The 22,417-nt window shown below is 73.7% G+C and carries 26 protein-coding genes; 5 read left to right on the plus strand and 21 right to left on the minus strand.

All coding sequences use genetic code 11. The annotated features are described in order from the left end of the window. Positions 1–201: 201 nt before the first annotated feature. Positions 202–927: a hypothetical protein gene (locus tag ACWCPN_RS26685; protein WP_451210893.1), complete on the minus strand. Its 726-nt coding sequence runs from the start codon at positions 925–927 to the stop codon at positions 202–204. Between the two features lie 405 nt (positions 928–1,332). Here ACWCPN_RS26685 and ACWCPN_RS26690 point away from each other — a divergent pair, with 405 nt between their 5' ends. Further along, positions 1,333–1,710, plus strand: a complete 378-nt coding sequence (locus ACWCPN_RS26690) for a DUF2795 domain-containing protein (protein ID WP_451210896.1) — start codon at positions 1,333–1,335, stop codon at positions 1,708–1,710. A gap of 86 nt (positions 1,711–1,796) precedes the next feature. After that, positions 1,797–2,339, plus strand: a complete 543-nt coding sequence (locus tag ACWCPN_RS26695; RefSeq protein ID WP_451210899.1) for a type 1 glutamine amidotransferase domain-containing protein — start codon at positions 1,797–1,799, stop codon at positions 2,337–2,339. A 66-nt stretch (positions 2,340–2,405) separates the two neighbouring features. Here the strand turns inward: ACWCPN_RS26695 and ACWCPN_RS26700 are convergent, their stop codons facing one another. From ACWCPN_RS26700 to ACWCPN_RS26710, 3 genes are read right to left on the minus strand one after another with little or no spacing between them, the layout of a single operon-like run. Beyond that, complete coding sequence (locus tag ACWCPN_RS26700; RefSeq protein ID WP_199212711.1) at positions 2,406–2,726, minus strand: DUF6158 family protein; 321 nt, start codon at positions 2,724–2,726, stop codon at positions 2,406–2,408. Between the two features lie 60 nt (positions 2,727–2,786). Continuing rightward, on the minus strand, positions 2,787–4,406 hold the full coding sequence (locus tag ACWCPN_RS26705; RefSeq protein ID WP_451210904.1) for an ABC-F family ATP-binding cassette domain-containing protein: 1,620 nt from the start codon (positions 4,404–4,406) through the stop codon (positions 2,787–2,789). A gap of 42 nt (positions 4,407–4,448) precedes the next feature. Then, positions 4,449–5,102 carry a histidine phosphatase family protein gene (locus ACWCPN_RS26710; RefSeq protein ID WP_451210907.1) on the minus strand — a complete coding sequence of 218 codons (654 nt, stop codon included), beginning with the start codon at positions 5,100–5,102 and terminating at the stop codon, positions 4,449–4,451. A 104-nt stretch (positions 5,103–5,206) separates the two neighbouring features. Here ACWCPN_RS26710 and ACWCPN_RS26715 point away from each other — a divergent pair, with 104 nt between their 5' ends. Both ACWCPN_RS26715 and ACWCPN_RS26720 read left to right on the plus strand, forming a co-directional pair. After that, entirely contained in the window at positions 5,207–6,691 is a 1,485-nt protein-coding gene (locus tag ACWCPN_RS26715; RefSeq protein WP_451210910.1) for a phosphatase PAP2 family protein, read from the plus strand. Between the two features lie 170 nt (positions 6,692–6,861). After that, positions 6,862–7,683: a methyltransferase domain-containing protein gene (locus tag ACWCPN_RS26720; protein ID WP_451210913.1), complete on the plus strand. Its 822-nt coding sequence runs from the start codon at positions 6,862–6,864 to the stop codon at positions 7,681–7,683. 43 nt (positions 7,684–7,726) lie between these two features. Here the strand turns inward: ACWCPN_RS26720 and ACWCPN_RS26725 are convergent, their stop codons facing one another. From ACWCPN_RS26725 to ACWCPN_RS26790, 14 genes are all read right to left on the minus strand, one after another. Further along, positions 7,727–8,014 carry a gas vesicle protein K gene (locus tag ACWCPN_RS26725; protein WP_199212708.1) on the minus strand — a complete coding sequence of 96 codons (288 nt, stop codon included), beginning with the start codon at positions 8,012–8,014 and terminating at the stop codon, positions 7,727–7,729. After that, entirely contained in the window at positions 8,011–8,199 is a 189-nt protein-coding gene (locus tag ACWCPN_RS26730) for a gas vesicle protein (protein WP_365123909.1), read from the minus strand. Before ACWCPN_RS26730 ends, ACWCPN_RS26725 begins: the two co-directional genes overlap by 4 nt. Then, on the minus strand, positions 8,196–8,954 hold the full coding sequence (locus ACWCPN_RS26735) for a GvpL/GvpF family gas vesicle protein (protein ID WP_451210917.1): 759 nt from the start codon (positions 8,952–8,954) through the stop codon (positions 8,196–8,198). The genes ACWCPN_RS26730 and ACWCPN_RS26735 overlap by 4 nt, the downstream gene beginning before the upstream one ends. Further along, complete coding sequence (locus tag ACWCPN_RS26740; RefSeq protein ID WP_199212706.1) at positions 8,951–9,295, minus strand: gas vesicle protein; 345 nt, start codon at positions 9,293–9,295, stop codon at positions 8,951–8,953. The genes ACWCPN_RS26735 and ACWCPN_RS26740 overlap by 4 nt, the downstream gene beginning before the upstream one ends. Continuing rightward, on the minus strand, positions 9,292–10,491 hold the full coding sequence (locus tag ACWCPN_RS26745) for an SRPBCC family protein (RefSeq protein WP_451210921.1): 1,200 nt from the start codon (positions 10,489–10,491) through the stop codon (positions 9,292–9,294). The genes ACWCPN_RS26740 and ACWCPN_RS26745 overlap by 4 nt, the downstream gene beginning before the upstream one ends. Further along, the gene (locus ACWCPN_RS26750) at positions 10,488–11,132 is read right to left on the minus strand and encodes a DNA primase (RefSeq protein WP_451210923.1); all 645 of its coding nucleotides are present in this window, start codon (positions 11,130–11,132) and stop codon (positions 10,488–10,490) included. Before ACWCPN_RS26750 ends, ACWCPN_RS26745 begins: the two co-directional genes overlap by 4 nt. Continuing rightward, a complete protein-coding gene (locus ACWCPN_RS26755) occupies positions 11,129–11,392 on the minus strand; it encodes a gas vesicle protein GvpG (RefSeq protein WP_451210926.1) in 264 nt (87 codons plus the stop codon). Before ACWCPN_RS26755 ends, ACWCPN_RS26750 begins: the two co-directional genes overlap by 4 nt. Before the next feature lie 33 nt (positions 11,393–11,425). Further along, positions 11,426–12,196, minus strand: a complete 771-nt coding sequence (locus ACWCPN_RS26760) for a GvpL/GvpF family gas vesicle protein (RefSeq protein WP_451210928.1) — start codon at positions 12,194–12,196, stop codon at positions 11,426–11,428. Then, positions 12,193–12,624, minus strand: coding sequence for a gas vesicle structural protein GvpA (locus ACWCPN_RS26765; RefSeq protein ID WP_451210931.1), 432 nt, complete (start codon positions 12,622–12,624; stop codon positions 12,193–12,195). The genes ACWCPN_RS26760 and ACWCPN_RS26765 overlap by 4 nt, the downstream gene beginning before the upstream one ends. Positions 12,625–12,699: 75 nt before the next feature. Then, a complete protein-coding gene (locus tag ACWCPN_RS26770) occupies positions 12,700–13,065 on the minus strand; it encodes a gas vesicle protein GvpO (protein WP_451210933.1) in 366 nt (121 codons plus the stop codon). Between the two features lie 122 nt (positions 13,066–13,187). Further along, positions 13,188–14,147, minus strand: coding sequence for a non-homologous end-joining DNA ligase (ligD, locus tag ACWCPN_RS26775; protein ID WP_451210936.1), 960 nt, complete (start codon positions 14,145–14,147; stop codon positions 13,188–13,190). Beyond that, positions 14,144–15,991, minus strand: a complete 1,848-nt coding sequence (locus ACWCPN_RS26780) for a transketolase (RefSeq protein WP_451210938.1) — start codon at positions 15,989–15,991, stop codon at positions 14,144–14,146. The genes ligD and ACWCPN_RS26780 overlap by 4 nt, the downstream gene beginning before the upstream one ends. Beyond that, on the minus strand, positions 15,988–17,493 hold the full coding sequence (locus ACWCPN_RS26785) for an NAD(P)/FAD-dependent oxidoreductase (RefSeq protein WP_451210942.1): 1,506 nt from the start codon (positions 17,491–17,493) through the stop codon (positions 15,988–15,990). Before ACWCPN_RS26785 ends, ACWCPN_RS26780 begins: the two co-directional genes overlap by 4 nt. Positions 17,494–17,964: 471 nt before the next feature. Beyond that, positions 17,965–18,375 (minus strand): phage holin family protein, encoded by a 411-nt coding sequence (locus ACWCPN_RS26790; RefSeq protein WP_199212701.1) that lies wholly within the window; start codon positions 18,373–18,375, stop codon positions 17,965–17,967. Positions 18,376–18,478: 103 nt separating this feature from the next. Between ACWCPN_RS26790 and ACWCPN_RS26795 the strand changes: the two genes are divergently transcribed. Next, complete coding sequence (locus tag ACWCPN_RS26795; RefSeq protein ID WP_451210945.1) at positions 18,479–18,826, plus strand: VOC family protein; 348 nt, start codon at positions 18,479–18,481, stop codon at positions 18,824–18,826. Between the two features lie 9 nt (positions 18,827–18,835). Here the strand turns inward: ACWCPN_RS26795 and ACWCPN_RS26800 are convergent, their stop codons facing one another. Genes ACWCPN_RS26800 through ACWCPN_RS26810 form a run of 3 tightly spaced genes read right to left on the minus strand, consistent with a single transcriptional unit; the run spans position 18,836 to position 22,347 of the window. Further along, positions 18,836–20,833 carry a DUF5107 domain-containing protein gene (locus ACWCPN_RS26800; protein ID WP_451210948.1) on the minus strand — a complete coding sequence of 666 codons (1,998 nt, stop codon included), beginning with the start codon at positions 20,831–20,833 and terminating at the stop codon, positions 18,836–18,838. Positions 20,834–20,873: 40 nt separating this feature from the next. Continuing rightward, positions 20,874–21,773: an arginase family protein gene (locus ACWCPN_RS26805; protein ID WP_199212699.1), complete on the minus strand. Its 900-nt coding sequence runs from the start codon at positions 21,771–21,773 to the stop codon at positions 20,874–20,876. A 22-nt stretch (positions 21,774–21,795) separates the two neighbouring features. Then, entirely contained in the window at positions 21,796–22,347 is a 552-nt protein-coding gene (locus ACWCPN_RS26810; RefSeq protein WP_199212698.1) for a GNAT family N-acetyltransferase, read from the minus strand. Positions 22,348–22,417 lie beyond the last annotated feature (70 nt).

Raw genomic sequence — 22,417 nt, forward strand, 5'->3', positions numbered from 1 at the left:
CCCGTACCGGTCCGTGCTCTCCTCGGCCCGGCCGTCACCACTGGCTTCCCGGCAGCTTCGGCGGTCCCGGTGGTGCGGGACGTGCGGCTGGTGCTTCCGGTGCTCCTCGGCGGTGCCCTCGGAGGGGTGTGTACCCGCCGGGCGCCCCGCCATGGCCGGTGATCGCGGTCGTTTCCGCCACGGTGCCGGGCCGGCCCGGCGTCAGCCGCCCGCGGCCCGCCGGCGGCCGAGGATCCGGTAGCCCGCGCCCGCGCAGGCGGCGGCGATCAGCACACCCCCGGCGACCAGGGCCGGGACCGAGTCCCCGAAGGTGCCGCCCTGTCCCGCCTCCACCCCGTGCTCCACGTGCGCGGGCGTGCAGTCGTCGTCCCCTCCCGAGGCGCGGCAGCCGTCTGCGCCGCCGTCCTCGCAGGATCCGCCCTCCTCACATCCCTGTCCCTGGCCCTGCCCCTGACCCTGACCCTGACCTTGGTTCTGGTTCTGGTTCTGGTTCTGGTCCTGGTCCTGGTCCTGGCCCGGGGTCTGGCTCTGCCACTGGTCCTGGCCCTCCCCCTGGCCCTGTTCCTGCCACAGCCCGTCTCCCTCGCCCTGCCCCTGCTGCTGGTCCCACTGCCCCTGGGCATCCCCCTGCGTCCCCCCGTCCCCCGGTTCCTGCGTCTGCTGTTGCGTCTGCCCCAACCCCTGTTGCGGCGCCGGGGTCTGCCGCACCTCCCCCGAAGCGCACCCGTCCTGGGGTACGGCACCCGCATCGGTGCCGTCGCAGGGCACGGGCACCGTCACCGGGCCGGGCACGGTGGCCGGGGCCTCGGGACGCAAGGCGCCGGGGCTCTCCCCGGCTCCGGGGTCCGCGAACGCGGCGGGCCCGGGTATGACGAGCGCGGCGCCGGCCAGGACGGCGACGGACAGGGCACGGGCGGTGCGGCGCATGGGAGCGGCTCCTCGGCGAAACGGCGGTCGACGGTCGGCGGGGCACGGCCGGTGCCCTCGACTGCCATCAGAGCCCGCCCGGCGCCGTACCGCGCGCGGCCGGACCCCATTCGCGGGACACGGACCGCCGGGCGGGTGACACCGTCCCGCCGCACTCCGATCCCCGGCCCGGGCAGGTTTTCGGCGCCCCCCGCAGGTCACTCGGAGAGCCGTGGTCCAGTCGATCTCAGGGGCGACGCCGACCTGGGATCGACGATCGAGCGGAGGCTGACGGCAAAGGTGCGGGAGTTCCCGCCCGGCGGGAGGAAGCCGCCGGGCGCGGCGGCGGACGGATGCCGGGAAGTCCGTGTCGGCCGGCGGCCGGCGGGTACGCGGTGCGGACCTTCGACCCTCTGGAGGGAGAACATGCAGCGAGGCAGTGACCGGCTGAACGTCCACCGGGACGACGAGATGAAGCACGAGCTGCAGGGCCTGCTCAGGTCCGGGCACCCGACGCGCACCGAGGAGTGGCACGACCCGGAGCCCGCCGCGGACGACGACCCGGAGGTGTGGGCCGGACCCGTGGCGCCGGGGCAGGCGGGCGCGTCGCTGGGAAAGGTGCGGCTGGAGCTGGCGCGGCACCTGGGGCGGCACTCCTTCCCGGCCAACGCGGGCGAGCTGGCCCGGGCACTGCGCCGCCGCAACGCCCCCGGCGCGCTGGTCGACGCGGTGGCGGGGCTGACCCGTTCGAACCGTTACGAGAACGTGCAGCAACTGGCCAAGGCGCTGGTGGGCGGCGCGTGAGCCGGACCCGGGCGGCCGGAGTGGGCAAGCGGCGCGCCCGGGCCCCGAAGACCGTTCCGCGCGCAGTGGAAGGAAAGTGAGAGAGCATGCGTATCGCGTTTCTGGTGGCCCCCGAGGGTGTCGAGCAGATCGAACTGACCGACCCGTGGAAGGCCGCCTCCGACGCCGGGCACGAGCCGGTGCTGGTGTCGACCGCGTCCGGCAAGATCCAGGCGTTCAACCATCTGGACAAGGCGGACACGTTCCCCGTGGACGAGGTGGTGGGTGAGACGTCGGCCGCCGGGTTCGGCGCCCTCGTGCTGCCCGGCGGGGTCGCCAATCCCGACTTCCTGCGGATGGACGAGAAGGCCGTCGGGTTCGTGAGGGAGTTCTTCGAGCAGGGCAAGCCGGTGGCCGCGATCTGTCACGCGCCGTGGACGCTGGTCGAGGCCGACGTCGTGCGGGGCCGCGTGCTGACGTCGTGGCCCAGCCTCCGGACGGACATCCGCAACGCGGGCGGCACCTGGGTGGACGAGCAGGTCAAGATCTGCGACCACGGCTCGAACAAGCTGGTGACCAGCCGCAAGCCGGACGACCTGAAGGCGTTCTGCGACGCGTTCCTGCACGTGTTCGCGGGCGAGGCGGGCTGACCCCGTCCATCGAGTGGAAAGGGCCGGCCCGTCACGGGCCGGCCCTTTCCACAGGGGTCTTCCGGATCAGGTGCCGGAGGTGCCCGGAGTCACCGCCTCGCCGCAGCCGCGTTCCCGGGCGCCCTCGCGGGTGCGGCCCGCGCTCACCAGCCGGCGCGGGTTGCGGCGCAGGTACTCGCCCTCGAGCTGCGCCATCCGCTCGTTGTGGGCCCGCAGCGCGTCGTTGGAGCCGTACAGCAGGGTGTCGTGACGCGTGCGGTGGATCGTCTCCAGCTCCTTCATGAGCTGCTGGTCGTCCAGTCGGCTGGGCTCGACTCCGGTCATGGTGGTGCCCCGCTCGTCGTGTCGTGTCTGAGGCTCGCGCTCCTGCATCCACTGTACGAACATCCCGGTCCCCGGGCCTCCCTGGAGGGCGTCGCGGACCCGCGAGGATCGGGGAGACGCCCCCTAGCGGGCGCGTTCCACCCGGCGCTCGTCCCAGACCGGCTCGGGGGTCTCGCGGACGCGGCCGTCGCTGCCGAACACCAGGAACCGGTCGAAGGAGCGGGCGAACCAGCGGTCGTGGGTGACCGCGAGGACGGTGCCGTCGAAGGCCTCCAGGCCCTCCTGGAGCGCCTCGGCGGACTCCAGGTCGAGGTTGTCGGTGGGCTCGTCGAGCAGCAGGGCGGTGACACCCTCCAGTTCCAGCAGCAGGATCTGGAAGCGTGCCTGCTGGCCGCCGGAGAGCCGGTCGAACGACTGCTCCGCCTGGCCGGTCAGCTCGTAGCGGCGCAGCCGGGACATGGCCGCGCCCCGGTCCTGGGCGTGCTCCTTCCACAGGATGTCCAGCAGGGTGCGCCCCGCCAGTTCGGGGTGGGCGTGGGTCTGCGCGAAGTGGCCGGGTACGACCCGCGCGCCGAGCTTCCACTCGCCCGTGTGCGCCACCTCCTGACCGGCCAGGAGCCGCAGGAAGTGCGACTTGCCGGAACCGTTGGAGCCGAGCACGGCGACCCGTTCGCCGTAGAAGACCTCGAGGTCGAACGGCTTCATCAGGCCGGTCAGCTCGAGACCCGCGCAGGTGACGGCGCGCACCCCGGTACGGCCGCCCTTGAGACGCATCCTGATGTCCTGCTCGCGCGGCGGCTCCGGGGGCGGTCCGACCTCCTCGAACTTGCGCAGCCTGGTCTGGGCGGCCTGGTAGCGGGAGGCCATCTCGTGGCTGACGGACGCGGCCTGGCGGAGGTTGATCACGAGCTTCTTGAGCTGGGCGTGCTTCTCGTCCCAGCGACGGCGCAGCTCCTCGAAACGGGCGAAGCGCTCGCGGCGTGCCTCGTGGTAGGTGGCGAAGCCGGCGCCGTGCACCCAGGCGTCGGCGCCGGCGGGGCCCGGTTCCACGGAGACGATGCGCTCCGCGGCGCGGGCGAGGAGTTCGCGGTCGTGGGAGACGAACAGCACCGTCTTGCGGGTCTCCCGCAGCTGCTCCTCCAGCCAGCGCTTGCCGGGCACGTCGAGGTAGTTGTCCGGCTCGTCGAGCAGCAGCACCTCGTCGGTGCCGCGCAGCAGCGCCTCCAGGACGAGGCGTTTCTGCTCGCCGCCGGAGAGGGTGCGCACCTGCCGCCACTGGGCCCGCTCGTACGGCATGCCGAGGGCCGCGGTGGTGCACATGTCCCACAGGGTCTCGGCCTCGTAGCCGCGTACCTCGGCCCAGTCGGCCAGGGCCTGTGCGTAGCCGAGCTGGGCGGCCTCGTCGTCGACGGTCATGATGGCGTGCTCGGCCCGGTCCACGGCCCGCGCCGCCTCGCGGAGACGGGGCGGGGCGACGGAGACGAGCAGGTCGCGGACGGTCGTCTCGTCCCGTACGGAGCCCACGAACTGGCGCATCACGCCGAGACCGCCGCTGACGGTCACCGTGCCGCCGTGCGGCTTCAGCTCGCCGGAGATCAGCCGGAGCAGGGTCGTCTTGCCGGCGCCGTTGGGGCCCACCAGGGCGACGGCCGCGCCCTCGCCGACCCGGAAGGAGACATCGCCGAGCAGCGTCCTCCCGTCGGGGAGGTGGTACTCGAGGTGCGCGGCTTCCAGATGTCCCATGAGGAGGCATTCTGTGGGCCGCCCCGGCGCAGGGGCAAACCGTTATCCGGCGTCCACCGGTTCCCCCGCCGGGCCGCTCTCGTCCGCCGGCTCCACCGCCGCGCCCTCCCAGGCCAGGGCCTTCCACCCGTCGGACGGCGATCCCTCCAGGACGACGACGCCGGTGTTGCGCAGGGGGCGGGCCGCGGCGAACGCGACGTCGACGTTGCCGGCCCGGGCCGCGGTCCACAGGCGGATCGCGGCGCCGTGGCTGACCATGGCGACGGTCCCGGCGCCGCTCGCGGCGGCCTCGGCGACCACCGCGTCGTACCGGGCGAGGGTCTCCTCGCCGTTCTCCCCGCCGGGGATGCGCGGCGCGGTGTCCCCGGCGGCCCAGGCGAACACCGTGCGCAGGTAGAGACTGCCCTCCGGGGAGCCGCCGGGCAGCATCTCAAGATCGCCCGCGGTCACCTCGCGGATGCCGTCCCGGACGATCGGCTCCAGGCCCCGGGCGGCGGCCAGCGGGGCGGCGGTGAGCCGGGTGCGCAGCAGGGTGGAGACGTAGACGGCCTCGATGTCCTCGTCCGCGAGCGCCCGGGGCAGTTCGGCGGCCTGCCGCTCGCCGAGCGGTGTGAGCCCCGGGCCTGGTATTGCGGTGTCCAGCAGCCGGTCCACGTTGGACGGGGTCTGGCCGTGGCGGACCAGGAGCAGGCGCATCCGGTGTGTCTCCTCACGCGCCCGTCGGGCGGACCGGTGAAAGCGGGCCGGTGACCGGCGTGTCCGGGCACAAGAAGCGGGCACTTCAGGGTAACCGGACCCGTATGAGCCCAGATGTCGACCTCACTGTCCCGAGGCCCCGCCTCCGCACCCTGTCCAAGCTGCTCGAGTACGACTGCCGGCTGTTCGAGTCGGCGGCCAGCCGGCACTGGCCGGGCGCCGAGCGGGTGCTGCCCCGGCTCAGCCGGAGCGCCAACCACGGGGTGCTGTGGTTCGCGGCGGCCGCCGCGATCGCGGCGAGCCGGTCGCCGCGGGCCCGACGGGCCGCCACTCGGGGTGTGGCCTCGCTGAGCGTGGCCTCGCTGGCCATCAACACCCTCGGCAAGCGGTCGGTGCGCCGCGCCCGGCCGGTGCTGGACTCGGTGCCGCGGTCGCGGCAGCTGAAGCGGCAGCCGATCACCACCTCCTTCCCGTCCGGCCACGCCGCCTCGGCCGCGGCCTTCGCCACCGGGGTCGCCCTGGAGTCGCCGCGGTGGGGTGCGGCGGTGGCCCCGCTGGCGTTCTCCGTGGCCATGTCGCGCGTCTACACGGGCGTGCACTATCCCAGTGACGTGCTGGCGGGGGCGGCGCTGGGCGCGGGCGCCGCGCTGGCCGTACGGGGCCTGGTCCCGACCCGGACCCAGGTCGCGCCGCCGCCGCGGCCCCGGACCGAGGCGCCGGCGCTGGCCGACGGCGAAGGCCTGGTGCTCGTCGCCAACCGCGCCTCGGGGACCTCCGACCGGGTCCGGGTGCTGCACGAGGCGCTGCCCGGGGCGGAGATCGTGGAGTGCGCGCCGGAGGACGTGAAGGCGGAGCTGGAGAAGGCCGCCGCGCGGGCGCGGGTGCTCGGGGTATGCGGGGGCGACGGGACGGTGAACACGGCGGCCGGGGTGGCCCTGCGGCGCGGTCTGCCGCTGGCGGTGCTGCCCGGGGGCACCCTCAACCACTTCGCCTACGACCTGGGCGTGGAGGACGAGCGGACGCTGGCCGACGCCGTCCGGGCGGGCGAGGCGGTCCGGGTGGACGCCGGCCGGTTCGTGGCGGGCGATCACGAGGGGCTCTTCCTGAACACCTTCAGCCTGGGTGTCTATCCGGAGCTGGTGCGCGAGCGGGAGCGCTGGTCGTCCCGGATCGGCGGCTGGCCGGCCGGGATGCTCGGCGCGATGAAGGTGCTGCGCGCCGACCGGCACCCGCTGACGGTGGAACTGCGCGGCAGGCGCCACCCCCTGTGGCTGCTGTTCGTGGGCAACGGCGTCTACCACCGGATGGGTCTCGCGCCCGGACGCCGGACCGACCTGGCGGACGGGCTGCTGGACGTGCGGGTGGTGCACGGCACCCGCAGGCCGGCGCTGCGTCTGATGGCGGCCGCCGCGGCCGGCCCGCTCACCCGGTCCCCGGCCCACGCGGCGGTCCAGGTGAACCGGCTGCGGCTGACCGGTCTCGCCCCCGGGACGCCCCTGGCGTACGACGGCGAGGTGATCGAGGTGGGCGGGGACGTGCTGGTGGAGAAGCTGCCCGAGGCGCTGACGGTGTACCGGCCGCTGTCCTGACCACCTGCTTCCCGCTCCTCTTCGGCGCCTCACGCCCGCGACGCGCTCGTCCACATGATGAAACGTAGATCTCATCATTCGGCACGGGCGCGTACCGTTCGGCGTACCGCGCGACGGGGTCACAGGGCTCCGCCGCCGATGACCGTCGACCAGGGCGAAGGGGCACAGCCATGCCGGAAGCGCAGGAGACCGCCGTCTACACGCACGGGCACCACGAGTCGGTGCTGCGGTCGCACACCTGGCGGACCGCCGCCAACTCCGCGGCCTACCTCCTCGGCGTGCTGAAACCCCACATGCGGATCCTGGACGTCGGCTGCGGCCCCGGCACCATCACCGCCGACCTGGCCGCTCTGGTCCCCGAGGGCCGCGTCACCGGCGCCGACCGGGCCCCCGCGATCCTGGACCGGGCGCGGGCGACCGCCGAGGCGCGCGGCCTCGGCAACGTGGACTTCACGGTCGCCGACGTGCACGCCCTGGACTTCCCCGACGACACGTTCTGCGTGGTCCACGCCCACCAGGTGCTCCAGCACGTGGGCGACCCGGTGGCGGCGCTGCGCGAGATGCACCGGGTGACCAGGCCCGGCGGGTACATTGCGGTGCGCGACGCGGACTACGCGGCGATGACCTGGTACCCAGCGCTGCCGGGCCTGGACGACTGGCTGGACCTGTACGAGGCGGTCGCCCGGGCCAACGGCGGCGAGCCGGACGCCGGCAGGCGGCTGCGGGCCTGGGCGCTGGCGGCCGGGCTGACGGACGTCACCGCGACGTCGAGCACCTGGACGTTCGCCACCCCCGAGGAGCGGGCCTGGTGGAGCGGGCTGTGGGCCGACCGCACGGTGGAGTCGGACTACGCGGACCTGGCCGTGCGGGGCGGGCACGCCACGCCCGAGCGGCTGCGGGCCGCGGCGGCGGCCTGGCGGGACTGGGGCCGGCGGGAGGACGCCTGGTTCGGCGTCCTGCACGGCGAGATCCTGTGCCGCAAGGCGGCATGACCGAGGCCCCGGGAGAACCCCGGGGCCGTCCGGCTCGTCAGGCTCACTGCCGGGGCAGCAGCGGTCCCAGCGGCCCCAGGTCCAGGTTCAGGTCCTCGGGCCGCAGCCCGTAGCGGTCCCGGAGTTCGGCCATCCGCTCCTCCAGGAGCATCAGGGTGAGCCCGATCCGCTCCTCCTGGTCCTCGGTCAGCTCACCGGTGTCGAAGCGGCGCACCGCCTGCCGTTCCATGAGCTGGCGCAGCAGTTCCACCACGGTCAGCACCAGCTTGACCAGGTCGCGTTCGACCGTGTCGGGCTCCAGGTCGAGCCGCTTGCGGGCGGGGGCGGTCACAGCAACTCCTCGAAGGGTGAGGGCACCGACTCGTTCACGGAGCTGATCAGCGCGTTGAGATCGATGCGGACGAGGTCGACGTCCGCGATGCGCAGCGTCAGGTCCCCGGTGATGACGACCCCGCCGGCCAGCAGCCGGTCCAGCAGGTCCACGAGTGCGATCTCACGCCGCTCGACGACGGTCACGCTTCCTCCCCACTGAAGGAGTAGGCGGCCCAGGGACCGGTGAGTTCCACCCGGATACCGGGTGTCTCGTCCTTCGTACGGTCCACCAGTTCCACGAACTCCTCGCAGTCCGCACGCGGCACCAGATAGGCCGCGTTGAGCACGTTCTGTCCCGAGGCCCCGGACAGCGCGGCGTTCTGCGCGGGATGCGTCCGGACGTCCTCGGCGTGCCGGCTGAGCCGCTCGTGCAGCGACCGGGCGAACGACTCCGCCCGCTGCCACCTCTCCTCGTGCGCCTCGCTGTGCCGCCGGCGGCTGCGCAGATAGTCACGGCCGCTGGCCGGTTTCGCCGCCCGCGCGGCGGCCGGCTCGGCCGGCTCGGACTCCACGAACACCTTCACGCCCCACTCCACGCGGCCATCGAGCCGCTCCAGGGCGCGCCGGAAGTCGTCCTCGCGGGCCTCGATCATCGCCCGGATGCCGCTGTCGTCCCGGAAGACGGTCGCGAGGCGCAGCGGCAGCGGGGTGGTGACCGTGCTGAGCGCCGCGATCACGCCCTGGTGGGCGCGGGCGGTGGCGCTCAGCCAGTCCAGGTCCTCGAGACGGGCCCGCAGCCCCTGCTCGCCGAAGTCCGCCTCCGGCACCGAGCTGACGACCGCGACCAGCCCGTGGTGGTGCAGCAGCGCCGGCGGGGCGCCCCCGATGCCGGTCAGTTCGGCCTGCAGGGGCGCGTCGAGCGGGCGGCAGACGGCGTAGACGTAGCGCAGTGCGCTCATGGGGCCTCTTCCTCCGTCGGCACGCTTCCGGGTGCCAGTTCCTGGAGCCGCTCCAGCCGCTCCCTGAGCTCGGCGTTCTCCTTGGCCAGCTCGTTCTGGCGGGCGCGGGAGGACAGCGCGGGGTCGGTCTCCCACCAGTCGATGCCCATTTCCTTGGCCTTGTCCACCGAGGCTACGACGAGCCGGAGCTTGATGGTGAGGAGTTCGATGTCGAGCAGGTTGATCTTGATGTCGCCGGCGATGACGACACCCTTGTCGAGCACCCGTTCCAGAATGTCGGCGAGGTTGGCCCCGCCGCCACTCTGGCCGTATGGCTCGGGGAACCGGCTGGCAGTCGTCATCGACGGCTCCTGCCTCCGGAGTACTCGGGCTCCTCTTCGGGCTCCTCCTCGTACTCCTCCTCCTCAGGCTCCTCCTCGTACTCGTCCTCGGGGCCCTCCTCCACGTCCTCGTACTCCTCCTCTTCCTCGGGCTTCTCCTCGTACTCGTCCTCGGGGCCCTCTTCCTCGTCCTCGTACTCGGCCGCGGGCTCCTCGCCCTCCTCGTCCTCCTCGGCCTCTTCCTCGCCCTCTTCGGGCTCCTCGGACTCCTCGCCCTCTTCCTCTTCGGGCTCCTCGCCCTCCTCGGGCTCCTCCTGCTCGGACTCCTCCTCCTCGGCCATCGCGTCCTCGTGGCTGCGGACGACCTCGCCGTCGCGGATCTCCCCGCGCCAGCTGTCCTCCGCCTCGCCCTTGAGCGTGATGAAGCGGGCGAAGTTCTTGAAGTCGAGCCGGACCCGGCGGCCCTGGGCGCGCCAGATGTTGCCCGTCTTCTCGAAGAGGCCGCTCGGGTAGTACTCCATGACCAGCAGGATGCGGGTCAGGTTCTCGTCGAGCCGGTGGAAGGTGACGACGCCCTTCGTGGTGCCCTTGGCGCCCTCAGACTGCCACTGGATCTTGTAGTCGGGGATCTGCTCGACCGTGTGGGCCTTCCAGCTCCGGCTGGACCAGAAGATCTTGGCCTGCCAGTCGGAGTTCGTGTCGTCGGCGCGGCTCGCGCTCTTCACGCCCTTGGCGAAGGTGCTGAAGTCCTGGTACTGGGTCCACTGGTCGTAGGCGGTGCGCACCGGCACACCGACGTCGACGGACTCCACGATGACGGTGGGCTTGTTGCCCCCGCCCTTCTTGCGCTTGCCGCCGCCCCCGAGTCCCTTCAGCTTGCCCATGACGGTGTCCTTGGCGTGCGAGACCCCGAGTTCCAGAGCGGAGCGCAGCGGGCCCTTGCCCTCGGCGACCTTGCGGCCCGCGTCCAGGGCGAGCTTGCCGAAGCCCGGGCTGTTGCCCTCGGCGATGTCGCTGAGCTTGCCCGTGGCCTGGCCGAGTTTGCGGCCGAAGCCGGAAAGCAACTTCTCGGCCTGGGCGGCCAGGTAGTCCTGCGCCTCGGCCTTGAGCCGGTCCGCCGCCTCGCTGTGCGCCAGATCGCTCAACGGGTTGCTCGTGGCCGCTCCGCCCGCGGCCTTGCCGGCGGCTGACGTCGCGGATCCGACGTTCTCGGTCATCGGTCATCGCCGCCCTTCGACTGCCGCCGGCCGCTGCTGCGGCTGCCGCCGGCCGCGGCCGTCTTCTTCGCGGCCGCTCCAGCCTTCTTGGCGGCCGGCCGGCCGCCCGTGCTCTTCGCCGCGGCCTTCTTGGCGGGCGCCTTCTTCGCGGGCGCCTTCTTCGCGGCGGCCTTCTTCGCGGGCGCCTTCTTCGCGGGCGCCTTCTTGGCGGGGGCCTCGCGGCGGGGCTGTTCGTCCTCCTGCTCCGCGGAGTCCTCCTGGGCTCCCTCGTCCTCGTCCTCGTCCTCCTCCGGCTCCTCGGGCTCGGACCCGGTGTCGGGCACCACGCCGGAGAGCTGGTCGCGCACCGCGTTGGTGCGGCCGTGCAGGCGGTCGGCCAGCGCGCTCATCTGACGCTCGGCCATGGCCCCGGTGGCGGCCTTGCCGACACCGCGCAGATCCTGGCGGAGCTGGTCCCCGATCTCCTTGAACTGCGGGTTGTCGCGGAGCTGCTGACCGAGCAGATCCGCCAAGGCCCGCGGAGTGAGGTTCAGCTTCTTGCCGGCCACCAGGGAGCCGACCCCAAGGGCCAGTTTGAGCTTCTTGGTACGTCCCAGGAGGTAGCCGGCCCCTATCGCGAGGCCGAGTCCCATTCGATTCATCGCGTTGTCCCGTTGCCAGTGGTTTCGCCGGAGCGCATGGCGGTCTCCAGCCGGTCGAGCAGTTCGTCCTCGCGGCGGTCGAACTCCTCCTCGCTGATCTCGCCCGCCTCCAACTCCTCTTCGAGGCGCGCGAGTTCGGCCCGTACGGTGGCGGGGTCGTAGTAGATGCGCTCCGCCTCGCGGTACACCTGCTCGATCGCCCATCCGGCGCCGCGCACCGGTGCGAACGGCAGCAGCAGCACCTCGCTGATCAGTCCCACGGTCGTCCCTCCTTCCGTCCGGGCCGCCCGCTGTTACTGCGCTCCGGCGTCGGCGCCGGCCGTGCTGTCCGCGGGCTCGGCGGGGCCGGGCTCCACGAAGCTGTACGGCGGGAGCGGCCCGTTGACCCGCACATCGAGATGGGGGTGGCTGGTGCGGACCCGCTCGACCGCCGCCAGGAACTCCTCGGCGGTGTCCCGGGCCACCAGGAACGACAGGTTGACCAGCCAGCCGGTCGACTCGGGGCCGACGCTCAGCGCGGAACCGGCCGCTTCGAGCTCGCCGCGCACCTCGGCCGCGTCCTCGGCCTCCTTGGCCTTGACGGCGGACGCGACCATCTCGCCGAGGCGGATCTTGTCGTCGTAACTTCCGCCGCCGGACTGCCGGTTGGCCTCGGCCAGGGAACGCACCTCGGCGTTCTCGGCCATCACGCGGTGCAGCACGGCCTCTTCGACATGGGTGGCCTTGACGTTGTACTCGACCTTGCCGTCCAGCTCCCGCAGCCGCTCCTGGTAGTGCTGTGCACGCTCGCCGAGAACCTGGGTGACGGAGTCGTCGTCGGTGGCGACGCTGCCGAAGCGCATCGGCAGGATGCAGCCGGCCGCGCCGGTCTCCGCCAGCACGTTCTGGTGCGCGAGCAGGTCCCGGCGCTTGGGCCGCAGCCCCTCGGGCGCGTCGCTGACCACGGCCGCGAGGTCGCCGGCCGTCAGCACGCGCACCGGCATCGGCGGCTCGCCGACCCCGGACATGCCGTCGGGAAGTGCCGGGTGCGAGCGGGCGGTGATGCCGTAGACGTAGGTGCTCACTCCGACTCCTCCTTACGCCGGGCCGCGGTCTTGCGGGCACGCGGCCGGGACTCCCGCCGCTCTTCCTGCCCCTCGTCACGGGCCTGCTGGAAGGCGCCGGATATGGTCTCCGCGGCGCCCGACAGCGCGCCCTTGCTCTTGCCACGGGCACCGGACTCGGTGACCTCGCCGACGATCTCGGGCAGGCCGGGGCTCTTCTTGGGGCCCGATTCCAGGTCGAGGCGGTTGCACGCCTCGGCGAAGCGCAGATACGTGTCGACGCTGGCCACGACGACGCGGACGTCGATCTTCAGGATCTCGATGCCGACCAGGGAGACACGGACGAACGCGTCGATCACGAGCCCCCTGTCCAGAACCAGTTCCAGTACGTCGTAGAGGCCGCTGCTGCCGCCTCCGCCGCCGCTCTGTTGTGCCGGTACTACGGTCATGCCGGCCATTCCTCCTTCTCGGTGATCGGACAGGTGATGCGCGCCGGTGGTATGCCGGGCACGAGGGACAAGGGGCTAGCGGCCTCGCGCGTCCGAACGTCCGCGTTCGTAACGGCGGACGCGGCGATAGCCGGTCAGCTGCCCCTCCTCGTCCAGCTCCACCTGGTAACTCGCCATCAGGCTCATGGTGTCCGGGACCCTTTCGAGCTCGAGGACCTCCACGTCGATCGACCATCCGCTCTCGGTCTGCTCGAAGGAGGACACCGACTCCGGCTGGAGCCCGGTCAGCTCGGCGAGCTGGGCGCGCGCCTGGCGCAGTACTTCCATGGGGCGCGGCCGCCGGCCGGTGGCCGCGCTCTGCGGCGCGTCGTCGTCCGCCTGGGACGAGTTCTGCTTTTCCTGTGAATCCTGTGACTGCTGCGTGTTCTTTGTGTTCGTCATGGCCACCTCTCCCCTGCGTGTGGCCGCTCATCCCTTGGCCAAACATTCCGGGGGTACGGGTTCGCTAAGGAGCAGGTCACAGGCGGTGAAAGCGGGCTCGGACCGGCCACGGCCGGCCGTCGTCAGCCCTTCAGTCCCGCGAGGCGGCGCTGGGCGGGCCCGAGGGCGCGCCCCCGGCCCGGCAGTGCGGCCCACGGGTCGGTGCGGGCCTGGTCGGCGGCGTCGGCGATGGTCCAGCGGCGGGCGTGGACGCCTGGATCGGCCACCTGTTCCCAGCTTAGGGGCACCGCGACGGGCGCGCCGGGCAGAGCGCGGATCGTGTACGGGGCCACGACCGTCTGCGCGTAGGCGTTGCGCTGCACGTCGAGGTAGAGGCGGTCGCCGCGGTCGCGTCTTCGGGCGGCGGTGGTCAGCCGGTCGGGATGCGCGGCCTCGGCGAACTCGGCCACGTCACGGGCGAACCGGTGCACCTCGTCGAAGCCGTGACGGCCGTCCAGCGGGACGACGAGGTGCAGACCGCGGGAGCCCGTCGTCATCGGAGCCGCGGGCAGGCCCAGCTCGTCCAGCAGCTCGCGCAGTATGCCGGCCGCCTCGCGGACGGGGGCGAAGGTCTCCTCCGGGGTCCCGGCGGACCCGTCGGGCGCCGGCGCGGGGTCGAGGTCGAAGACCAGCCGGTCGGGGTGGTCCGGGCCGGCGGCCCGGTCGGTGCGGGAGAGCCAGCGGTGCAGGGTGAGACAGGCCTGGTCGGCGAGGTACACCAGGGTGGCGGTGTCGTCGCACACGACGTGCGTCACCGTGCCGCCCTCCTTGGCGACCTCGGCCCGGGTGATCCAGTCCGGGTAGTGGTCCGGGGTGTTCTTCTGCATGAAGCGGGGGCCGTCGAGGCCGTCCGGATACCGTTCCAGCATCAGCGGACGGCCCCGCAGGTGCGGCAGCAGATACGGCGCGACGGACCGGTGGTAGTCGGCGAGATCGCCCTTCGTGCACCCCTCGGCGCCGCCCGGGAGGAGGACCTTCCCGGGCCGCTGGACGCGCACCGAGCGGCGGCCCGCCCGTATCGTCCGCGCACCGTCGTCGCTCATCCCACGACCGCCTCCTCGACCAGCAGCTTCGCGGCGGCGGCGATGCCCGCGGCGTCGATGCCGGCGGCGTGGAGCTGCTCGTCGGGCGCGGCCGAGCCCGGCATCGTGCGCACCGCGAGCCGGACGAGGCGGGGCACGGGGCGGCCGTCGGCGAACGCCTCGGCGACGGCGTCGCCGAGGCCGCCCTCCTCGTGGTGGTCCTCGACGGTGAGCAGGCAGCCGGTCTCCTCGCCGGCCCGGCGCAGGGTCTCGCTGTCGACGGGCTTGACCGAGTACAGGTCGATCACCCGGACCTGGATGCCGTCCTGCGCGAGCCGGTCGGCGGCCGCCAGGGCCTCGTGGACGGTGACACCGGCCGCGACGACGGTCAGCCGGTCCCGCTCACCGGAGCGCAGCACCTTGCTCCCGCCGACCGGGAACTCCTCTTCGGGACCGTAGATCACCGGGCTCTTGCCGCGCGAGGTGCGCAGGTAGCGGACGCCGTCGAGGCCGGCCATGGCGGCGATCAGCCTGGCCGTCTGGTTGGCGTCGCACGGGTACAGCACGGTCGAGCCGTACACGGACCGGAACATCGCCAGGTCCTCCAGGCCCATCTGCGAGGGCCCGTCCTGCCCGATCGCCACGCCGGCGTGCGAGCCGACCAGGTTGATCCCGCTGCCGCTGATGGAGGCCATGCGGACGAAGTCGTGGGCGCGGGTGAGGAACGCCGCGAACGTCGACGCGTACGGCACCCAGCCGCGGGCCGCCATGCCGACGGCTGTGGCGACGAGCTGCTGTTCGGCGATGTAGCACTCGAAGAAGCGGTCGGGGTGCTCCTTGGCGAAGACCTCGGTGCGGGTGGAGTCGCCGACCTCGCCGTCCAGCGCGACGACGTCGCCCCGGGCGGTGCCGAGCGCGGCGAGGGCCTTGCCGAAGGCGTCCCGGGTGGCCACTTCCTCGCCCTTGTCGAACCGCGGCAGCCGGACCACCTCGGTGTTGAGGGAGCGGAGCGTCGCCGCGGCGGCCGGCTCGCTGACCCGGACGTGCAGCTCGCGCGGTCCGCCCAGCTCGGCGATGGCCTCCTCGGCCTCCGGCAGCGGCTTGCCGTGCAGGCCCTCGCGGTCCTCGACGGAGGCGACGCCCTTGCCCTTGAGGGTGCGGGCGAGGATCACCGTGGGCTGTCCGGTCGTCGACAGGGCCTCGCCGTACGCCCGGTCGATCGCGTCGACGTCATGGCCGTCGATCTCGACGGTGTGCCAGCCGAAGGCCTGGAAGCGGCGGGCGTAGGCGCCCAGGTCGTGGCCGTGCCGGGTCGGGCCCCGCTGGCCCAGCCGGTTGACGTCCACGATGGCGACGAGGTTGTCCAGGTTCTCGTACGCGGCCTGCTCGGCCGCCTCCCAGACGGAGCCCTCGGCCAGTTCGCTGTCCCCGCACAGCACCCAGACGCGGAAACCGGTGCGGTCCAGGCGCTGCCCGGCGAGCGCGATGCCCACGCCGACCGGCAGACCCTGGCCGAGCGAGCCGGTGGCGGTCTCCACCCACGGCAGCCGGCGCGGCGTGGGGTGCCCCTCGAGGCGGCTGCCGAGCTTGCGGAAGGTCAGCAGCTCGCCGTCCTCGACGGCGCCGGCCGCCTTGTACGCGGAGTACAGCAGCGGCGAGGCATGGCCCTTGGAGAGCACGAAGCGGTCGTTGGCAGGGTGACCGGGGCGCTCGAAGTCGTAGCGAAGGTGGTTGGCGAGCAGGACGGCCATGAGGTCGGCGGCGGACATCGACGAGGTGGGATGCCCGGAGCCCGCCGCGGCGGCGGCCCGCACGCTGTCCACGCGCAACTGCTGCCCGAGTTCGGCGAGTTCGGCGGTGTTCATGTATCTCCTTCTGCTGGTTCGGGTGGGTCCGGGCGGCCCGCGGGATCCGCGGGGCCGGTGCGCCGGACCGGGCCGGGGGCGGGATGCTCGGTGGGCGGTGCGGGTGCGGGCCGGTCCGCCGCGGGCGCGTCCGCGGGCCGGCTCGCGGCGATCCCGCCGCCGTCACCGTCGTGCGCGCCCTCACCCGGCCGTCCGGGGCCGCCGGGTACCCGCGCCAGCTCGGGGGATGCCGTGTCCAGCGGAACCGACCAGGACCGTACGAGGCCCAACTGCACACCCTGGCGGGGAAGTACGGCGTCCAGCAGCCAGTCGGCGGCCACGCGCAGCCGGTTGCCGGGCAGGGCGGCCAGGTGGTATCCGCGGGTGACCGCGCCCGCCGGCGGGCCGGACAGCGGGACGCCGAACGGGTTGGCGGCGGCCTGCACCCCGCCGAGGTCCACGGCGAAACCCAGGTCGCGGTGGCGGTAGGCGCGCCGACGCCGGCCGAGGCCGAGCGAGGAGGCCACGTTCTCACCGGCCACCCTGCCCTGCCGCCAGGCGTGCTGGGCGGTCATCGCGGTGAACTCGCCGGGGCGCTCCAGGTCCGGCACGGCCGCCGCGTCCCCGCAGGCGAACACCTCGGTGCGGCCCGGCACATGGAGATACGGATCGACGATGAGCCGGCCCCGCTCCAGCGGCTGGCCGACGGCGTCGATCAGCGGATCCGGCCGGACGCCGACGCACCAGACCAGAGTCCGCGACGCCACGAAGTCTCCGTCGGTCAGGAGTACCCCGTCATGGGTGGCCTCCTTCACGGAGGTGCCCGTGCGCACGTCGACGCCGCGCGCCCGCAGCACCCGCGCGGCGGTGCGGGAGAGTCGCTCGTCCATCTCCGGCAGCACGCGGGGCGCGGTGTCCAGCAGGATCCAGCGGGGCCGTGCCACCCCGGGCAGGTCGCGGCCGGCCAGGTGATCGGTGAGCATCCGCATCTGCGCGGCCACCTCGGTGCCGGTGTAACCGGCACCGACCACGACGAAGGTGCACCGGGCCGCGCGGACCTCCGGGTCGTGCTCCGTCACGGCGAGTTCCACCTGCCGGGTGACGTGGTCGCGCAGGTACAGCGCCTCGGGCAGCCCGCGGAAGCCGTGCGCGTGCTCGGCGACACCGGGGATCGGCAGCAGTTTGTTGACGCTGCCCACGGCCAGTACCAGCCGGTCGTAGCCGAGGGTCCCGGCGCCGTCCTCGGGGTCCCGGTAGTGCACGGTGCGCCGGTCGAGGTCGACGCCGGTGGCCTCCCCGAGCACCAGCCGCACCCCGCGCAGGGTGCCGGGCAGCGAGACGGTGACCCGGCGGGCCTCCAGGATCCCGGCGGCCACCTGGGGCAGCAGCGGCAGGTACAGGAAGTAGTCGGTCGGGTTGAGCAGGGTGATGCGGGCACGGCCGCGGGTGATCCGGGCGAGGGTGCGGGCAGTCCGGTACCCGGCGAAGCCGGCGCCGACGATCACGACACGTGGTCGATTCACGGGTGTCCTCCCGGCGGTGTGGCCCCCTCCAGGTCTTCCGCGTAACCGGGGCCGCCGCACCCAAACGCCGCCCGGCTCACCCGGACGCCGGTCACGCCCGCGTTTCGCCCGGTCGGCGAAGCGCGCTTGGCGCGGGGTCCGTGGATCGCCGCTGGTCGCGGGCGGCCGTCCGGGGCGTGGTCGGGTGCGGGGGCGATGTGGCTCGGCGCGCAGTTCCCCACGCCCCTGAGGTGTTGCCGCCCGGCCCTGCTGAGATGTGGGCCGCCTGCTTTCGCCGCTCGTGGGGCCGGGGCGTGGTCGGGTGCGGGGGCGATGTGGCTCGGCGCGCAGTTCCCCGCGCCCCTGAGGTGTGGCCGCCCGGCCCTCCTGAGGTGGGGCCGTCTGCTTTCGCGGCTCACGGTGCCGGGGGGGTGTGGCCGGGTGGTTGCCCGCGCCCCTTGCGGGGTGTGGTCCGGGGCGCGGGGGTGGAGGTCAGGCCCTGTGGTGGGGGACGTCGTCCGGCGGGGGCGGGGCCTCGGTGGGCATCGGGGGGTAGGGGGTGCCGGGGTGGGTGGCGGCCGCCACCTGGGCGGTGGCGGAGCCGTGCCCGTGTTTCGGGTGGGCGGCGCCGCGCAGCACGTAGGCGAGGGCGCCCAGGATCGCGGCGGTGATCAGTGCGGCCGCCCAGCCCGGCAGGCCCACGGCCAGGGCGAGGCCCACCGCGAGCGCGAGGGCGCCGCCCGCGTACAGGGCGACGGCGCCGGAGGCGGCGTAGAGCATGGCGGTGCGGCGTTGCTTGCGGCTCTGCTCGCGCAGTTCGTCGCGTACCGTCTCGCGTGCCACCTGTGCCAGCTCTTCGACGAGGTGCTTGTCCAGATGTTCCAGGTGATCCAAACGGTCCATGGAGTACGCCTACCCGTCGGACCGGGGCGGTAACGGCATCGCCGGGCACCCCTGCGCGGACACGGCCTGCGCCGGCCCGGACGTCCCAACTAGGCTCGGGCGTATGGAGATTCTGGGCGCCACACTGCGCATCTGCGTCGACGACCTCGACACCGCGGTCCCCTTCTACGAACGGCTGGCGGGCGGCCAGGCGCTGCGGTTCGAACGCGGTGGGGTCCAGGTGGCCGCGATCGGCTCCTTCCTCCTGATGAGCGGCCCGGAGGCGGAGCTGGAGGTGCTGCGCAAGGTGACGGCGACGATCGCCGTCAAGGACGTGACCGAGGCGCACCGGCTGCTGACCGACCTGGGCGCCCGGGTCATCGCCGGGCCGGTGCCGACCCCGGCGGGCCGGAACCTGCTGGCGATGCACCCGGACGGCTCGATCTTCGAGTACGTCGACCAGAGCGGCTGAGCCGTCCGCTCAGCCGGCGTCCGGCCGCATCCGGAAGTCGAGGCGGGCGGGCAGCGGCTCGTCGGTGAGCCGGGCCCACAGCAGCTCGATCACGTCGGCGCCCTCCCGCAGATCGGCCACCTCGAACCCCTCGCCGAGGACGGCCCGGGCCTCCGCCCGTCGCCCCTCGGCGAGCAGCAGCCCCGCCTCCAGCAGCCGGAAGGCGCCGCGGTGCCGCACGGCGGGCAGCAGGCCCTCCCACACCGCGCGGGCCTGCTCGGTGCGCCCCGCCCGCAGCAGCGCCTGGAGCGCCTCCCGGCCGAGCGCGGCCACGGCGGCGGTCCAGGCCTCCCCGTCGTCACGGCGTTCGCGGCACAGGTCGTCGAAGGCCTCCGCGTACCGGTCGGCGGCCCGCTCGTGGTGGCCGGACTCCTGGTCGGCGACGGCCAGGCAGCGCAGCAGCGGCCACTGCGAAGGGGCGAGCGGCAAGGCCCGCTCCCAGCTCCGCACGGCCTGGGCGCGGTCGCCGGCGTGCCACTGGGCGACGCCGAGGTGGTACTCGGTGTGCGGGGTGGCGGGCACGGTCTCCAGCATGTCCCGCCAGTGCGGGGCGACCAGGGTCCCGCCGGGCGGGCGGACCCGGCGTGGTTCGGGCAGCGAGCCGGTGCGCAGCAGTTCCAGCCAGGGTTGTTGCTCCTCGCCGAGGACCGACTCGGGAAACGGTGTGCCGGGCAGCTTCCAGTCGGCGCGCCGTACCTCGAGCGCGCCCCAGCCCGAGCCGGTGGCCAGCCGCTCGCCGGGCTCGGTGTCGGCGTGCGGCTTCCAGTCCGCGTACGCCTGCTCGACGCGGGCCCGCGGCAGGACCGCCGCGAGCCGCTCCTCGGCCCCCCGCACGACCGCCGGCCACGAGGGGCCGTCGGGGTCGGCGTCCAGCGGGCCGTACGCCTCCAGCCAGGACACCTCGCTCTCGGGCTCCAGCCGGACGTGTTCGAGCTGGGTGCGGGCGAGGCCGGCCTGGATCTCGCAGTAGCCGCCGGTGCCGGGCTCGGTCAGCCACTCCTGCCAGCGGCGGCCGCCGGGGCCGCTGCCCCACACGAACAGCTTCCGGCCGCGCAGCACGTCGGTGGAGGTCTGCACCAGCCCGTGCCCGTCCGCGTCCAGCGCCGCGATCCAGCGCCGCCGGCCGTCCGGGATCTCGTAGAAGTAGTCAGCGGCGTAGGGGCTGTTGAGGGGGTGGGTGCGGTCGATGCCGTCGTGGCTGGGGACCGGTACCCGGCGCAGTCGGCGTTCGTAGCCGAACTGCCAGGCCTCCTCGGCCGGGGCCAGGACCCGGCGGTCCTCGGGGACGGCGATGTTGGACCACCAGTACGCGGGCGCCGGGTGCTCGTGCGGGTTGCGGATGCGGACGCCCACGTAGAGGAAGTCGGACCCCTCGGGGAGCCACAGGTCGACCTGGAAGGGCAGGTCGCGCAGCCGCTCCCACTCCCACAGGCGCAGCATCTCTCCCCCGCTGCCCGAACGGCGTGGGCGGTGCCCCCAGCCGTCCGGGGCGGGGACGCGGGCGGCGTGCAGGGGTGCGCACGAGAGGGTGGTGTGGCCGGTGGCGCCGATGTTCCATTCGATGCCGCCGGAGTACCAGGCGCCGTTGAGCGCGAAGTTGGCGGGCTGGAACACCGGGTTGCGGTAGAGGAGCTCGCGTCCGGTGGGCAGGTGGACCAGGGAGGCGATCCGGCCGCCGAGGCCGGGCAGCACGGTGGCGCGCAGCCGGTCGTTCTCGATCACCAGCGCCTGGAGGGCGCGGGGCTCGCGGGTTCTGCCGTAACCGTCGCGCAGCCGCACCGGCAGCAGGCTGCGCAGCGGCTCGTGGTCGAGCTGCCGGGCCATGTCCCGGGGCATGTCCCCGCGGTCCCGGTCGTCGACGCGGTGCACCTCGTCGAGGGGGCGTAGCGGAGGCAGTGGGTTGTCGGGGCCCAACCGCGCGGCGGGCAGGGTGATGACCTCACGTCGGATCCTCGTCACGATGACCATGGAACCCGGCGTGCGGCGAGTCGGCCAGGGGATCTGCCGGTCAGGATTGCGCAAAGGCGGCCACGACCAGGTCGGCCAGCAGGGCTCCCGCCGTGCCCTCGGGGTCGAGGTCGGGGTCGTAGATGGTGACGTTGAGGCCCACACAGCGCGGGGACGCGATCAACGGGCGCAGCAGTTCCTCCAGTTCGGCCGGCAGCAGGCCGTCCGGGTCGGGGCTGTCGACGGCCGGCATCACGGACGGGTCGAGGACGTCGGCGTCCAGGTGCACCCAGAAGCCGTCGAGTCCGGGGGCCCGGAAGGCCTCGGCTGCGGCCCGGGCGACCGGCCCGGCGCCCTCGGCGCGGATACCGCCGACGGTGGCGACCGGCATCTTCAGGGAGGCGAGTTCGGCCAGGTCGTCGGTGAAGGCGTCGCGGATGCCGAAGAACCGTACGTCCTCGTCCCTGAGGTAGGGCCGGAGGCCTTCCAGGTTCGTCAGGTCCTCCTGGCCGCGTCCGGTGCCGATCGCGACCTCCTCGCCGCCCGCGGCGCCGATCCGGCCGGAGTTCCCGGGGTGCCGGAAGTCGTGCGAGGCGTCGATCGCGGCGAGCCCGTACCGGCCGAGGCGGCGCATGGCGAGGGAGGCTCCTAGCTGGATGGAGCAGTCGCCGCCGAGCACGATCGGGAACTCCCCGGCGCGCAGGTGGCGTTCGACGCGGTCGGCGAGCCGCACGGTGTAACCGGCGAGCGCGGCCGCGTTGAACACGCCGTCGCCCTCCCGCCAGTCGCCGCGGTCGTAGCGGGGCGGTACGACCACACCGCCCTCCCGCGCGCCGAGCCGCCGCAGCAGGCCCTGCTCGCGGAGGGCTCCCGCCAGCTTGTAGCAGCCCGGGACGGTGCCGGGGGCCGGCGGACGCAGCCCCAGGTTGGAGGGGGCGTCGAGCAGGACGAGCGTTCGCATGGATCTCCCTCGGGCGGACGGGTCAGTTGCCGGTGCGCATCTCGGCGGTCAGCGCCCAGCGTTCGTGGTCGCGCCAGGCACCGTCGATGAAGATCATGTCCGGTGAGAAGCCCTCCAGACGGAAGCCCGCGCCCCGGGCCAGCGCGACGGAGGCGGCGTTGTCCGGCTGGGCGTTGATCTCCAGCCGGTGCAGGCCGAGCGCCCCGAACGCGTAGCCGATCACCAGGCCGAGTCCCTCGCGCATCAGTCCCCGGCCGGCCGCGTGGGCGAAGGCCCCGTAGCCGAGGGCGCCGCACTGGAAGCCGCCCCGGACGATGTTGTTGATGTTGATGAACCCGGCGATGTCCCCGGTGTCCTTCTCGCAGACGAGGAACCCGGCCCTGGCCGGATCCTTCAGGAGCGCCCCGGCGTAGCTCGCGTAGCCCTCGTCGGTGTCCGGCGGGAACAGCCAGGGCCGGTGCAGGTCCTTGCTCTCCCTGGCCCGGGCGGTGAACTCGGGGCCGTCGTCCAGGGTGAAGGCGCGGATGCCCACACGGGGGCCGGTGGCGAGGTAGTGGGCTGCGGTGTGCGGCATCCGGCCAGCCTACGCGTCACCGGCCGGGGCACCGCAGCGCATTTTCGTCCCCGGCCGGGCCCCACGGCGT

The sequence above is a fragment of the Streptomyces sp. NPDC002386 genome, assembly GCF_053593175.1.